The sequence below is a fragment of the Shewanella mangrovisoli genome (assembly GCF_019457635.1).
GTDB lineage: Bacteria > Pseudomonadota > Gammaproteobacteria > Enterobacterales > Shewanellaceae > Shewanella > Shewanella mangrovisoli.
Window position 1 is genome coordinate 2,190,260 of record NZ_CP080412.1, and the last position, 14,021, is coordinate 2,204,280.

Genomic DNA, 14,021 nt, shown 5'->3' on the forward strand with positions numbered 1-14,021 from the left:
GTTAGCTCAGCTAAAAAGAAATTGCCCCATTCCTGATTTCGGTTCGTTAGCTCAATCGAAAATTCCCACTCCAGTTGCCATACAAATTCTCATCTAGTTACCTATGTTTGGTTCTACCATAAATCGGCTAACAATGTACGGGTATACAGTCATATTTAAATTTAGGTGTTTCGGTATGATTTTTAGACAAAATCAGTGTGCATTAACTCCATTTGCAATAAATAAAACGCTATAAAATCAAATGACTATAGTGGCTGACTTTTAGTTAATAGGTTTGAAAAACGCGCATGCGCGTTTTTCCAGATGGTGTATTTGGCAGAAAGCTGATAAGTTCTTTGCATACAGATACTTAATCGTGCGCGTTTTCATTGGTTCAACGAGGTAAACGCGCATGCGCACTAATAAAATAATGAAATGGACACCCCTCCTATACTGAGAAAGTCAGTTTAAAAGGAGACCGTCATGAGTGATATTTATACAATCGGAATTGATTTAGCCAAGTCAGTTTTTCAATTATGTGCGTTTGATAAGGCAGGGAAAAAACTAGTAAATAGAGCCTTAAGAAGAAATAAAGTCATTAAGTTTTTAAGCAATATAGCCCCTTGTCTTATAGGAATGGAAGCCTGTGCCAGTTCTCATTATTGGGCTCGAGAAATAAGGAAGCTAGGCCATGAAGTCAGGCTCATGCCACCTCAGTATGTAAAGCCTTACGTAAAGACAAATAAGAACGATATGGCTGATGCTGAAGCGATTTGTGAAGCTGTTCGCCGACCAACGATGCGATTTGTTTCCGTTAAAAGTGAAGAGCAACAAGCTTTATTGCTGCTTCATCGAGAAAGAGAAGGCGTAATCAGAGACCGTACCGCATTAATCAATAGAATCAGGGCAAGCCTTCAAGAATTTGGTGTGAGTGTTCCTGCAGGAAGATTTCAGCTAAGAAAATGGTTTAGAGAAGGTTTTAGCTTGGTAGAGTATCAGTTGCCAAAGCTGCTGGTTGGGCACATTAAATTAATGCAAACACGTTTAAGAGAGCTTGAACAGTATGCGGAATATTTGGATAAGCAGATAGATCTCGCGAGTGAAGTCAGTGATGAGTGTCAGAAGGTCAGGGGTATCCCTGGTGTTGGTCGCCTAACCTCATCCGCATTAGTTGCCAGTATTGGTGATGCAAAAGCGTTTTCATCAGGGCGCCAGTTATCCGCTTGGATGGGATTAGTGCCAAGTCAGCACTCGAGTGGAGGTAAGTCACTGCTGCTAGGTATCAGTAAGCGAGGAGATACCTACTTAAGACGTATGTTTATCCATGGTGCTAGAGCAGTGATGAGACATTTGAAAGAAGGAAAACCGTTCTTTGGATGGGTAACCTCGTTGCTCAAGAGAATGCATAAAAATAAAGTGATTGTAGCGTTAGCTAATAAACTGGTTCGTATCTCTTGGGCTGTATTGGCCAAAGAAGAAAATTTTAGCGTAGAACGAACCTATTAAGTGAAAAGTACATCCAGTTTTGCTAAGTGAAAGCAAGTGATGACAATACAGGTTAGACCGTGACTTGGAAATTCTGTGCCTAACATCGTTTCTTAGAAAACGATAAAATGATTAGAGCCAAGCCAGCGAAGTTCATCGGGGATCAAGAGCAAGTCTCTTACAAGGAATCCGAATAGATGGCTGCAAAACCACATTTGTTATCGTCTGATTTCTCTTGCAAAAAACGGGGTGTCCATAGATGTTATATGCCATGAATAGAATCGACGCCATCACGAAGATTGAGGCCTCTTTGAAAAGCTGTGAACCTCAAGTTATTGCTCCTAAAGGAAGGAGCTATGAGGAGTATGTCAAACAGCTTTCGGAACAGTTGCTTGAATCTGTCATTGACCCAGTTTTAGTTGAAGTTACGTCGACAATAATTGAAGGTGGTGATTTCGAATCATATAAACCCGCGACCGTTTGGGGAATAGCTAGAATAGGCATTAATTGGTTGATAACAATTGAAGGGGAGCCGGAGTTTGCGCTTGCATTTGGAGTGGATCCTTTAGACTTGAAAATGCATGGTTGCTCTTCAAGCGATGTTTTAGCGGAATGGTGCAGCTAGGCATATAACAAGCTGTTGAATAGTGGGCAAAATTCAGTTGGCTGATTTCGCTCCGCTCAAGATTATAGCCAACTAAATTTTGCCAATTAACAGGGCGTTATGTTTCAGGACAGTCATGAGTGAACATTTGGAATTTGAGCAATTATCCGAAATAGATGATTTGCTGAAACTAAAAGTTAAGGGCGAAAGTTGCGGCTTTGCCGGTACTGCCGATTGCTACGTTAACGAAGCCCAGTTTCAAGCGTTTTGCGCACAACTGATTGGCTTTCCCAAGAAACGAGAGGATCGCGTTCAGTTTTGCTCTGGTGAGAGTGATCAGTTGTCTTACTTCGATATTAAGTTCTCTTGCATTGATAGTTCTGGGCGCATACTTGCAGCTATACAAATCGTATCTAGAGGTACGCGTTATCCTCGAGAGAAGGTATGTTTTGCCGCTTCGTTCTCATTTAAGGTAGAACCTGCCGCATTCGATCGTTTTGTAAAAGGCTTATCTCGGGTTGCGGTTATTAATAATGTGGGTTTAAAAGCGGCCCTAGTAAATGAAACATAAGAATACGCATCACGCGCAGCCTGCCGGCCGCTGGGATGTCAACCCGCTGCGCGGCTCGTCGCCGTTGTGCTTTGCGTTATATGGCGGAAAAGTTATGAACCTGCTCTTCGTATGCAGTGAGAATAGATTGCGGAGCCCGACTGGAGAAGAAGTCTTTTCTCAGTACGAAGGGGTCAATGCAATAGGAGCAGGAACGAATGCTGACGCCGAGACGGTCGTAAGCGGAGATTTGGTTGAGTGGGCAGACGTTATAATCGTCATGGAAAAGACCCACAGGAATAAGGTCTCAAAGAAATTCAAAGACTTGCTTCATGGAAAAAAGCTTGTGTGCCTAGATATACCAGATAACTATGACCGAATGGACCCTGAGCTTGTCCGGTTACTACAAAACAGAGTGGCCAAACATGTTCGCTTGCGATAGGCCATATAACAAGAAACTGCAGCCGACCGCTACGCGTCGGCTGAGTTAAGTTCAGTATCGAGGTTAAATTTTGAGTCAAAAGGAATTGGATGATTCATTAATTCAGGCGGCAGACTGTGACGTCAAATCAGCTCGAGAGTTGCTTGCTGCTGGGGCGAATCCAAATGGCATGCCGTTGATTATGGCAATTCAGTGTGGTGCTGAGGATATAGTCTCTCTTTTCATAAAAGCCGGTGCTGACTTAAATTCTAGTTATTCTGATACAACACCTCTAATCAGAGCAGTCACTGCAGGCTTCCCTAATATCGTGAAGTTGCTTATTGTTAACGGAGCTAAACATGACTTAACAGATACCTCGGGTAAAACAGCGGAACAAAGGTTATCTGAATGCTCTATGCCTCGTTTAAATGAACACAATAGAAAGTTAATTACTGGGTACCTAAGTGGCGCAAAGCAAATATAACAATCGCCATCAAAAGCGCGCCCTTTGGGCGCTCGACTCGCAACAAGTTGCTCGCGTTTGTGGCGGGCGTTATAAATCAGGAGAGATGTGTGCACGTTGAACCATGGAAAGGACTCAAAGAACATCTAGGTCAGAACAGATTTTTAGCCAATCTTTCATACTCTTATGGTTTACTAACAATCCAAATTGAATACAGAAAACTGGATAGTTCTTATGTCGTTATGTTTAGATCACCTACTTTATTCAGGGTAATGGATGAAGGCGATCTTTTGAGATTCCAGAGTCAGTTTGAAGGGCCTGTATTTGCTAGCAGTTTCATATTCGAGTTGTTTGACACGGAGTTAATCAATTTTTGTTATGAAGAAAGAGATCGCTCTATGGACAAAGAGAAATATTGTCATTTTGCGGTTGTATCAGACGACGATTTTGTTGAAATAGTTACATACGATGATGAACCAACAATCACGGCGATTGATTTATAACAAGCCGCGTCATTTGCAACCTGCGGCTGCAGCGACGCTCACAAGTTCGCGCGCATGCACGGGTCGTTAAGCGTAAAAGAGAAACAGAATGTCATTGCAAGCTAAAGTCAGTAGAGGAGAATACGAAGGCACTCCTTTGTTTCCTCATCTACACGAGGATGGAATGTATGTCGCAACCCGTACCAGGTACAAGGCAGATTATGTGCGGGTAAAGAACCTTGAACAATTAGAAGCTCTCGTTCAACAAGGTTATGGTGCAAGAATGTCAAATCCTGATATTCCAAATGCGCCTTCGTTCATAGTTAACAAAAATATTGAAGTCAGTGATCAGGCAAATAACTTATCTAAAGCTTTGCCTAAAGCTATAGAGGATCTCGATCTTGACCCTGATTCAGTGACAAAACGTCGTGCTGAACAATCACTACTCCGAGCATTTTTGTTAAATGGTCGCGAGCACGCACCTTGCATATTATGTAGCCGTGATTTACCTGAAAACATGTTAGTGGCTGCGCATATAAAGAAAAGGTCAAAATGCAGCACAGAAGAAAAGCTGGATTTTGGGAATGTTGCAGCCCTAATGTGTAAATTAGGCTGTGACGATCTTTTCGAAAAAAAATATGTTTATGTTTCAAATGGGCGGCTAGTCGGTAACTTTAACACAACTCTTACAGAGCCTTTGAGGGATGCAATAAAAGCTTTAGAGGGCAATACTGTTTCCAATTGGAGTAGCAGCGAAAGGTACTATGCTTGGCATGCAAAACAATCAACATAAAGCGCTTAACAATTACAGCCAGCAGGACAAACCTACGCTGTAGGCGTTAACCCCCTAGGAGAATTATGAAGCATCTAAGCATATTTTTAATTCTTGTATTTACTGCTTTTAGCCAATCTACATTCGCTTGTTCCTTTGGAGGTGCGGACCTTTTTAAACCCACCTTGGAAGGCTGGGAAGAACATCCTGGACCAGCTCAAAAAGGTGAGAAAGGAGATTACTGGGAAAAAGTTCCAGCTCCGGTAGTCAAGGTTTCAAGTATCACAAGAGGTTTGGCTAAATCAGGCTGCTCGTGCGATGACGCAGGGGTTATCCTGTTAGAAATCTCGTTGCCGAAAGAATCGACCTATTCAATTGAAGAATTTGCTGTCTATTTCCGTGTTAAAGAGGGGCTGTTGCCGGATGCTATATTTCCTGACGTTCCGCTAGTTGGTGAGTATAAAGATGGGAAAATGACATTGTTACTTGCGTGGCTGGATGGGCACCCATCGCGTCAAATACCTCTTGATTTAAAGGTAGAGGCATTCTTTATTACCAACAGCCTTAACATTGGTGAATCTACCATATTCAATATTGTGGCAAGCAAGGGTTAACAAGTGCAGGCGTTAGGAGACTAGATTAGACTGGCTAAGGATTTAGCAAAAGCAGCATACTTTACTCTGTCGAATATGCGGCCATATTATGCACAATACTATGTAGATTGGGATCAAGCTCAAATTGAGCAAATGACACAAGAGCTTGTGAACTTTGATATTTTGTTTGAAGAAAAGCTTGTTGGTGTTGTTAGATTATCTTTTGACATTGAAGCGTGCTGGTTACGAGATTTACAAGTGGATCAGAGTTACCAGAATCGTGGGATTGGCTCAATCGCTATTGCTGAGGCAGAACGTCTGGCTAAAGAGCATGGCTTTCACATTTTGAAGCTTAAAGTGTTTAAAAATAGCCCTGCCGTTCATTTGTATAAGAGACAAGGGTTTGGTTTAACAAGTGAAGATGATCGGTTTTACTACATGAGCCGTGCCGTATCCTAACAATCAAATTTTATCGTTAGCAAAAAGCGTTGGTGGCGCGTCAACCCACTGCGCGGTTTTCCGCGCTAAATTTAGGCGTTACCCCATAGACATTTTTACCCGAAATTCACCTGATACAGCTGACGTCCTGACACGCCTTTGTTCCTTTCCACGCGTCTTGCTTCGGCTTGTATGAAACTTCAATACGTGAGGCACGTTCTTATCCAACGCATTTTAGTGGCGAGTATTAATCTTTATTATTCAATGCTTCATCTTTGCTGTGAAAGGTTGGTTGTATACGCCAAGCTAGGCTGAAACGTTATTTCTCTCCCATAAAAAAGGCGCTAGTGCGCCTTTTTGAAGAATAAATCTGGGGAGTAAAGCCATTCGCTTAGGGTTTATCTTGCTCAACTTGGGTTGATTTATCGCCATTCTCAATTGTCACATCCGCAGACTTATCGGCATCGGGTGAGGGATTGGCGCGATTATCGGTCTTTAACTGTTTCTCTTTATCGTGCTGACCAAACTGTGGCAGTTTGAATTTGGCACTGTATTTCAGTGCGGCAAGATTGCTGGCAATCACCCCGACCACCAAAATAATAATGATCCACACTTCTAAGCTCGACATGGCAACTCCTTATTGAGCAAGGGCCTGATTAATCAACGGCTAAACGCTGCTCACACTTACGAATATCTTCCGGCGTGTCAACTTCGATTGAGTCGAAGGCGCTGATGGCGACTTTGATCTTATGGCCATGTTCTAGGGCGCGTAGCTGCTCTAACTTTTCCAGATCTTCGAGACGACCTAAGGGGAGGGCGGCGAAGGCTTGCACGAATCTACGGGTGTAAGCATACACGCCTAAGTGCTTGTAAACTGGATAATCTTTGGTATCGCGGCCGAAGGGAATACGTGCGCGGGAGAAATACAGCGCGTAGTAGTCGTTATCGAACACCATCTTCACATGCATAGGATCGTCGAGCTCGGCTTTGTTGACAATTTCATAGCCGAGGGTCGCCATTTCGAACTCGCCGGGATGACGTTCGAAGAGGCTGATCACTTGCTCGATGGAAGTCGGGTCGATTAGCGGTTGGTCGCCTTGAAGGTTAATGACCAGATCGTCATCCTTCAAACCTAATTGGTTAATCGCATCATTGATACGGTCTGTGCCCGATGCGGCATCAGGGCTGGTCATGACTACTTTGCCACCGAAACCTTCTACGGCGCTTTTAATACGCTCATCATCGGTTGCAACATAAATATTGGTGAGGCCTTTGGCTAACGACGCGCGTTCGTACACGTGTTGGATCATCGGCTTGCCGTTAATCGGGGCTAAGGGCTTGCCCGGGAAGCGGCTTGAACCGTAACGCGCCGGGATTAACAGAGTCACATTCATTAAATTATCCTAATTTATCAAAGATATGCAGTGTAGATAGACAAAAGGGCTCACAACGAGCCCTTGTCATCTGCTTGAGAGCTTAAATGCGACGGAACAGAGCAGTCAACATTTCGTCAGTGACTTTCTCTTCCCATGTTGGGCCGTACACGTTTGCCCATAATGGCCCCATGCTCTTAGTCACGGCAACCATTTTCGCGATGGTTTCATCTGGCAGATCTTTACAGATGTTCTTCGGCAGAGTGATGTTGTGCTTCTTCATCATCAGACGGAATTCAGCCACACCTTCTGGGTAGAATTCTTCTAACACGTCGAAGGCGATACAGTTACCGATACCATGGTGGTAGCCGAGAATGTAAGACAGACCATAAGATACCGCGTGGCATGCACCCACTTGGCTGTAAGCGATACTCATACCGCCCATAAATGACGCCATCATCAGCTTGTCGTCTTTTTCTGGGTGATCTTCTAAGTACACTTGGCGGCAAAGCTCCATGGCTTTTTCGGCGTATGACTTAGAGAATTCGTTTAAGAAGGTACCTTCTAATGATTCAACGCAGTGGATATAGCAATCCATACCTGTGTAGAACCATTGGTCAGTTTCAACGCCATCGATTAACTCAGAGTCCATGATGATTTGGTCGAACACTGTGTAATCTGAGTTCAGACCCAGTTTACGCACTGGGCCACACAATACTGCGGTGCGTGACGCTTCAGCACCGGTACCAGAAATCGTTGGAATACCAATGTGGTGAACCGCTGGGTTTTTGATTAAATCCCAACCTTGGTACATGGCAGAGCCGCCTGGGTTGGTCAGCATTAGTGACACAGCTTTTGCCACGTCCATGGTTGAACCGCCACCTAAACCGACGACGCTAACTGGTTGCTTGCCGTTGAAGGCTTGCACTTGTTCGGTCAGGGTGTCGATTTGCACTGTGCTTGGCTCATCATCTACGTTAACCCAAATCAGTAGGTCTTGGGCTTTCACTGGGATGCGTGCTTCGAGTGGTTTGCCTTGGTGAACGTCATCGACTAAAAATACCACGAAGTCATCGTCGGCCTTACGCTGTGCAGCTAATACTTCGTCTAATTGTGCGAAGGAGCCACGACCGAAGATCATCTTTTCAACTACTTTAAAATTTTTAAAACTCATTGCAAAAACTCCCGTTTAATTATTGGGCAAATGCTTTCTTAATGTTTTCAATACGCTCGGCAATCTGAGCATCGGTCCAAGACAATTTAATGAGCATGGAAATAGTGCGGCTCATAATGGCATCAGATTTCGGCACAGAAATTTGAGTATAGTCAGGTCTGTCGGCGATTAATGTGATTGGCAACGCAGCAGGGGCCTTAAGCTCCTGAATGTGTTTCCAGTTTTTCAGATAATGCCAGTTGTTCACGTACCAGTAGAAGCAACCGTCAACGCCATTCTCAGCCAGTTTTTTGCTGATCTCTTGGGTACGAGTTTCTGTTGGTAACATAAAGCTTAAGAAGCCAGCTGAATCACCCTCTGGATCGGGGATTTCGCGGAAGCTGACTTCAGGAATGCTCGCCATCGCTTCTTTAATGACTTTTTTGTTTTTACGTTGAATGTCGATAATGGTATCGAGTTTACGTAACTGGGCTAAACCTAAGGCCGCGTTCATTTCAGAGATACGGAAGTTCAGACCCATAATTGGGTGTGACTCGGCGCCACGGTCTTTACCAATATGGTCATGGCCGTGATCGGAGAACATATGGGCGTGATCGTAGATTTCGGTGTTATTGGTGATTACCGCGCCGCCTTCACCACAGGTGATGGTTTTAACAGAATCGAAAGAGTAACAACCGACATCACCGATAGTGCCTAGGGCTTGGCCCTTGTAGCTGCCGCCAATGGCTTGGCAAGCATCTTCTAACAATACGATGTTGTGCTTAGCGCAGACGGCTTTGATTTCGTCCATCTTGCCCATAGAGCCACACATGTGTACTAAGTTTACCGCTTTAGTACGTGGGGTGATCGCCGCTTCAATGCCTTCTGGTGATAGACACAGGGTCTCGTCGATTTCGGCAAAAATAGGCACTGCACCGGCCATGAAAATGGCTTCTACAGAAGCAACAAAGGTAAAAGGTGGCACGATTACTTCGTCGCCAGCACCAATGCCTGCCGCCATTAAGGCTGTTTGCAGCGCAGCAGTACCGCTAGATAAGAGGTGAGCATGCTTAACATTCATTTTCTCGCAGAGCAGTTGCTCCATATCGCGAGTCTTCCAGCGATCATTACGCATATGGTCGAAGTTATAACGGAAGGTAAAGCCGTGCTCCATCACATCGGCGACTTCTTGCTTTTCTTCTGGACCAAATAATTCAAAACCGGGCATGGAAGGTATCTCCTTAGAATTTGTGGCGCATGGTCGCGCTGCAATTAACTGGCGGATTATAACTGGGCTAAAGATCCCTTGCGATGTTTTATTGATGAAAATAAGGTCATGTTGACGTTTCGAGCTTAGATTTTGCTCACTTAACCCTGTGTTATTGCGTGTGTTCGTGCTTGTTAACCTTTGCGAGCCGTTGTATTTGAGGCATACGAGTCCATTAAGCGAGGTTTAGCTCATGGTTTAGCCGATTAGCGTGAGCTTAACGGCGTTATGCAGAGTCTATGGGGCGAGTGGGGAAGACTTTGGCGTTTATCTTTGCAGGTTCAATCTTGCGGGTGGATCTTGTATGTGGCGTGCGATAGATGCATTAAAACAAAAAACCTGCACTGGGCAGGTTTTTGGCGGAGAAAACGTCGCGCTTATGGCGCGTTTCACTCAAACCGATTTAAATCTTTTGCGCGCGATCGACAGTCACATCAAGGTCGGTTAACAGACCATTATCGATACCGTAAATCCAGCCGTGGATCGCCAGTTCTTGGCCGCGAGCCCACGCTTCCTGCACGATGGTGGTGCTGGTGACGTTGGCCACTTGCTCAATTACGTTGAGTTCACACAGGCGGTCGAAACGCTTGGCTTCATCCATTTGCATTAATTCATCGTGGTAGATGCGGTAAATATCGCGTAAATGGCCGAGCCAGTTGTCGATAAGGCCTAAGCGCTGGCTGCCCATGGCCGCACGTACACCACCACAGCCGTAGTGGCCGACTACCATAATGTGCTTCACCTTAAGCACATCGATGGCGTATTGCAGTACAGACAGGCAGTTAAGATCGGTGTGGATCACCATGTTGGCAATATTGCGGTGAACGAAGACTTCGCCCGGCATTAAATCGATGATTTGGTTTGAAGGTACTCGGCTGTCGGAACAACCAATCCAAAGATATTCAGGGTTCTGCTGTTTTGCCAGTTGCTCAAAAAAATCAGGGTGCTCTTGGCGGATGCGTCCGGCCCAGCGGCGGTTGTTATCGAATAAGGGTTTGAGTAGTTTCATTTTAACCTATTGTTTTATTGACATATTAAAATGTCTTTATTGCCCTAAGTGATGCAAGCAGCACATTTTTAGCAAGAGTATACCAGTAAATTTACGCTTGCTGGTCTATCCAATGTGCCACAGTGTAGTGACACATTGATGATAGGTGCGCAGTTACAATACCTTCGCTAAAAACCGAGTTAAATGCTCAGTGACAAAATCAGCTTGCTCTAGGCTGGAAATATGCCCAGCGTTAGGAATATGCACTAATTGACTACCGTCGATGGCATCGCTCATCAGGTAACTTTCGAGTACGCTGCGAGCCTTGTCTTCTACCCCGACCATGACTAAACAGGGCAGAGTAAATTGCTCGGCAAATTCCATGGTATCGCGGCGGCCAAAAATCATCCGCCCAAGCTTAACTATGCTGGGGATAGTCTCTGGCGTTTGCGCGGCCAAGTAGGCTTCAAAACGCTGCAATAATTCGGGGTTATTTTCTTTGGCATTATCGGCAAAAAACAGCGGTGAAATAGCGCTGATAAGTGGTGCTGGAATACTGCCGGCGGCTTGGATCATGTCCAGCATGCCAAAATATTTGGCGCGGGTGATCTCGGGTTCAAACCCGATAAAACTGTCGAGCATCACCAGTGCATTGACGCGCGTCGGCGCTTTAAGCACTAACTCTGCGCCCCACATGGCGCCCACGGATAAACCGATAACCGCAAATTGTTCGATATTGAGAGTATCCATCAGGGTTAGCATATGCTCGCTGATGTCTAAGAGACTGTTGCAGCTGTCTGGGACGGCGCCCGATTGGCCGTGTCCCCAAAGATCCGGCACGATGCAGCGATACTGTTGACTCAAGCTGGCAATTTGCGGCGCCCACATGGCGCTATCCCAGAGGTAACTGTGGCCAAATAACAGTGCTGGGCCTGAGCCTATATCGAGGTAACTGAGTTGACTACCCGCGATGCTAATTTGTTGTCTGTATGAAGAAAAATCCATAAAACCTACTTTTTAAAGATAAGCGCCGAGTGTAGGGCGCCATCAAGTTGTTGAATTGCTAACCCTTAAGGCTTTGCAATTCGATGTACATATTCCGCCACAAGCACAGGCAAGCGGGCGAGCACCGCTTCTTTAAGCAGCATATCGCTGTGCTGGATAACCTGCGCTAAGGCCTGCACCTCAAATTGGGGTAACAGGGTTTGAGACACGGGGAAATAGCTGATATGCCAAGGCTCGGCGCTGACGGCACTTTTACCGCGCTGAAAAGGAAAATAAAACCCAAAGGTTTTGGCGTGCTGGAGTAGCCAGTGGTGCAAGTGGGCGCAGGGGCCGCCGTCAATGTATTCGGCTTCCACTAAACGCAGGGATTTTACCTCGATTTGCTTGGCATCAAACACATCGATATCCGTGCCCCAGTGATGACGTGACGCGCCAGGCAGTGCCGACCAGAGTAAAATCAAATCGACTAATGCATCATCGCTCAGTGGACTGATATCCACGGGCTGCTCGTTGATATCCAGCACAACGCGCTTACCGCTGGCCTTGGCGTTCCAAATGGCGAGTTGCCGGTCAAAAGGACGATAGGCCGAGCAAATCGCGAGAGCTATCCCATCTTTAGCGGCGCTGTCCTCCATCGCCTTAAAGGCGATGGCAGTTTGGGCTTCCAGCATGAAGCGAGTTTCGCTCGGGTGATAGGGGCTCAGCAGTTCGACTAGCTGCAGTCTATCCGCCGGAACTTGTGTTACAGCAGCGGATAAGTCGGTATTTAAGCCCGTGTCTAAACCGCTTGCGACACCACTCTCTATTCCGCTCTCTATTCCACTTTCTATTCCATAGAGCTGGGCAGTATTGGCTAAGCGTGGCGTGGCGTTTAACACAGTAACTGTTCCAAAATCACTTCGTAGCACAGGGCTAACTGCTCGAGATCGTCGATTTTTACGCACTCGTTCACTTTATGGATAGTGGCGTTCACTGGGCCGAGTTCCAACACTTTGGCGCCGGTTGGCGCAATAAAGCGTCCATCAGAGGTACCGCCCGTGGTTTGCGGATCGGTATCATAGCCAGTGATCTGACGAATCGCATGGCGAGTTGCGTCTAACAGTGGGCCTTCGCCAGTTAAAAAGGGCAGGCCGTTGAAGGTCCAGCTGAGGTCATAATCCAGTTCGTGGGCGGTTAATAAGGCTTCTACGCGCTCGATTAATATCTCGGCGGTCACTTCGGTCGAATAACGGAAATTAAACATCACCTCTAGGGTGCCTGGGATCACGTTCGATGCGCCCGTGCCGCCGTTAATATTGGCGATTTGCATGCTGGTGGGCGGGAAGAATTCGTTGCCATTATCCCAATGGGTTTGGCTTAACTCGGCTAAAAATGGTGCGGCTTTGTGAATTGGGTTATCTGCAAGGTGCGGATAGGCCACATGGCCCTGAATGCCCTTAACGGTCAAGTTGGCGGTGAGACTACCACGGCGACCATTTTTGACTACATCACCGAGTTTTAGGGTCGATGAGGGCTCGCCCACCAGCGCCCAAGTGATTTTTTCATTACGGGCTTCTAGGGTGTCGATTACCCGTGTGGTGCCATTGATAAAGGGGCCTTCTTCATCACTGGTGATCAAAAACGCAATCGAACCGGGATGATTGGGGTGCTTAGCCACAAAACGTTCGGTCGCAACGATCATCGCCGCCAACGAGCCTTTCATGTCGGCGGCGCCGCGGCCATAAAGATAACCGTCGATAATGGTGGGCTCAAAAGGCGGGGTATGCCAGCGGCTCAAATCGCCCGCGGGGACCACATCGGTATGGCCGGCAAAACAAAATACTGGGCCTTCATTACCGCGACGCGCCCACATATTGGTGGTGTCTTCAAAGACCATGGGCTCAATATTAAAGCCAATGGCGGTAAGACGTTCGGCCATCAGGGTTTGGCAGCCTTCATCCAGCGGGGTGACCGAAGGACGGGCGATCAACTCTTTAGTCAGTTCGGTAACTGGGCCAATTTTCGAAGCGTGCGTCATAGGGAAAACACCTTCTTATATTCGGCTTCGTTAAAGCCTACCAACACTTGTTCACCCACGGTGAGCACAGGACGCTTGATCAGCGTCGGGTGAGTGAGCATCAGTTGAATGGCTTTGGCCTGGTCGATATCCGCTTTATCGGCATCACTCAAGGCGCGAAAACTGGTACTGCGTTTATTAAAGACGGTTTCCCATCCTGCAATTTGACACCAATGCTGAAGATCCTTTTCTGCTAATCCATCTTCCCTAAAGTCATGGAAGTTGACCGAAAGTTGATGAGTTTCAATCCATTTACGTGCTTTACGCACTGTATCGCAATTTTTAATACCAAAAAGGGTCAAGATGATGCTCCTATCGAGGGGCGCCGTTGGCACGCATTGATTTTGCTCGCATTGTGGCATTGTGCGCTGGATGCCACAAGGGGGATATAA

17 protein-coding genes are annotated in these 14,021 nt (G+C 46.2%); 8 read left to right on the forward strand and 9 right to left on the reverse strand.

What is annotated here, in order from left to right:
- Positions 1 to 462 precede the first annotated feature (462 nt).
- The 8 genes from K0H60_RS09635 to K0H60_RS09670 all read left to right on the forward strand — a co-directional run bounded on the left by K0H60_RS09635 (position 463) and on the right by K0H60_RS09670 (position 5,808).
- A complete protein-coding gene (locus K0H60_RS09635; RefSeq protein ID WP_220057996.1) occupies positions 463 to 1,485 on the forward strand; it encodes an IS110 family RNA-guided transposase in 1,023 nt (340 codons plus the stop codon).
- Between the two features lie 238 nt (positions 1,486 to 1,723).
- Complete coding sequence (locus K0H60_RS09640; RefSeq protein ID WP_220057997.1) at positions 1,724 to 2,089, forward strand: hypothetical protein; 366 nt, start codon at positions 1,724 to 1,726, stop codon at positions 2,087 to 2,089.
- A gap of 115 nt (positions 2,090 to 2,204) precedes the next feature.
- Positions 2,205 to 2,639 carry a hypothetical protein gene (locus K0H60_RS09645; RefSeq protein ID WP_220057998.1) on the forward strand — a complete coding sequence of 145 codons (435 nt, stop codon included), beginning with the start codon at positions 2,205 to 2,207 and terminating at the stop codon, positions 2,637 to 2,639.
- Between the two features lie 491 nt (positions 2,640 to 3,130).
- Positions 3,131 to 3,523 carry an ankyrin repeat domain-containing protein gene (locus tag K0H60_RS09650; protein ID WP_220057999.1) on the forward strand — a complete coding sequence of 131 codons (393 nt, stop codon included), beginning with the start codon at positions 3,131 to 3,133 and terminating at the stop codon, positions 3,521 to 3,523.
- 89 nt (positions 3,524 to 3,612) lie between these two features.
- Positions 3,613 to 4,005, forward strand: a complete 393-nt coding sequence (locus tag K0H60_RS20545; protein ID WP_258405808.1) for a hypothetical protein — start codon at positions 3,613 to 3,615, stop codon at positions 4,003 to 4,005.
- Positions 4,006 to 4,093: 88 nt separating this feature from the next.
- Positions 4,094 to 4,777 (forward strand): hypothetical protein, encoded by a 684-nt coding sequence (locus tag K0H60_RS09660; RefSeq protein ID WP_220058000.1) that lies wholly within the window; start codon positions 4,094 to 4,096, stop codon positions 4,775 to 4,777.
- 65 nt (positions 4,778 to 4,842) lie between these two features.
- On the forward strand, positions 4,843 to 5,370 hold the full coding sequence (locus K0H60_RS09665; protein ID WP_220058001.1) for a hypothetical protein: 528 nt from the start codon (positions 4,843 to 4,845) through the stop codon (positions 5,368 to 5,370).
- A 75-nt stretch (positions 5,371 to 5,445) separates the two neighbouring features.
- Positions 5,446 to 5,808 (forward strand): GNAT family N-acetyltransferase, encoded by a 363-nt coding sequence (locus K0H60_RS09670; RefSeq protein ID WP_220058002.1) that lies wholly within the window; start codon positions 5,446 to 5,448, stop codon positions 5,806 to 5,808.
- A 370-nt stretch (positions 5,809 to 6,178) separates the two neighbouring features.
- Here K0H60_RS09670 and K0H60_RS09675 read toward each other — a convergent pair whose 3' ends face one another.
- The 9 genes from K0H60_RS09675 to K0H60_RS09715 all read right to left on the reverse strand — a co-directional run bounded on the left by K0H60_RS09675 (position 6,179) and on the right by K0H60_RS09715 (position 13,931).
- Positions 6,179 to 6,415 (reverse strand): DUF2897 family protein, encoded by a 237-nt coding sequence (locus K0H60_RS09675; protein WP_220058003.1) that lies wholly within the window; start codon positions 6,413 to 6,415, stop codon positions 6,179 to 6,181.
- 28 nt (positions 6,416 to 6,443) lie between these two features.
- Positions 6,444 to 7,181 carry an 8-amino-3,8-dideoxy-manno-octulosonate cytidylyltransferase KdsB gene (kdsB, locus tag K0H60_RS09680; protein WP_011622622.1) on the reverse strand — a complete coding sequence of 246 codons (738 nt, stop codon included), beginning with the start codon at positions 7,179 to 7,181 and terminating at the stop codon, positions 6,444 to 6,446.
- Positions 7,182 to 7,263: 82 nt separating this feature from the next.
- Positions 7,264 to 8,334: a 3-deoxy-alpha-D-manno-octulosonate 8-oxidase KdnB gene (kdnB, locus tag K0H60_RS09685; RefSeq protein WP_088211218.1), complete on the reverse strand. Its 1,071-nt coding sequence runs from the start codon at positions 8,332 to 8,334 to the stop codon at positions 7,264 to 7,266.
- A gap of 19 nt (positions 8,335 to 8,353) precedes the next feature.
- The gene (kdnA, locus tag K0H60_RS09690; RefSeq protein WP_220058004.1) at positions 8,354 to 9,541 is read right to left on the reverse strand and encodes an 8-amino-3,8-dideoxy-alpha-D-manno-octulosonate transaminase KdnA; all 1,188 of its coding nucleotides are present in this window, start codon (positions 9,539 to 9,541) and stop codon (positions 8,354 to 8,356) included.
- Positions 9,542 to 9,983: 442 nt separating this feature from the next.
- The gene (can, locus tag K0H60_RS09695; RefSeq protein WP_011716907.1) at positions 9,984 to 10,589 is read right to left on the reverse strand and encodes a carbonate dehydratase; all 606 of its coding nucleotides are present in this window, start codon (positions 10,587 to 10,589) and stop codon (positions 9,984 to 9,986) included.
- Positions 10,590 to 10,742: 153 nt separating this feature from the next.
- Positions 10,743 to 11,573, reverse strand: coding sequence for an alpha/beta fold hydrolase (locus K0H60_RS09700; RefSeq protein ID WP_220058005.1), 831 nt, complete (start codon positions 11,571 to 11,573; stop codon positions 10,743 to 10,745).
- A gap of 65 nt (positions 11,574 to 11,638) precedes the next feature.
- Positions 11,639 to 12,451, reverse strand: coding sequence for a M15 family metallopeptidase (locus tag K0H60_RS09705; protein WP_220058006.1), 813 nt, complete (start codon positions 12,449 to 12,451; stop codon positions 11,639 to 11,641).
- Positions 12,445 to 13,590, reverse strand: coding sequence for a succinyl-diaminopimelate desuccinylase (dapE, locus tag K0H60_RS09710; RefSeq protein ID WP_220058007.1), 1,146 nt, complete (start codon positions 13,588 to 13,590; stop codon positions 12,445 to 12,447). The genes K0H60_RS09705 and dapE overlap by 7 nt, the downstream gene beginning before the upstream one ends.
- Positions 13,587 to 13,931 (reverse strand): ArsC family reductase, encoded by a 345-nt coding sequence (locus tag K0H60_RS09715; protein ID WP_041412621.1) that lies wholly within the window; start codon positions 13,929 to 13,931, stop codon positions 13,587 to 13,589. Before K0H60_RS09715 ends, dapE begins: the two co-directional genes overlap by 4 nt.
- Between the last annotated feature and the right edge of the window lie 90 nt (positions 13,932 to 14,021).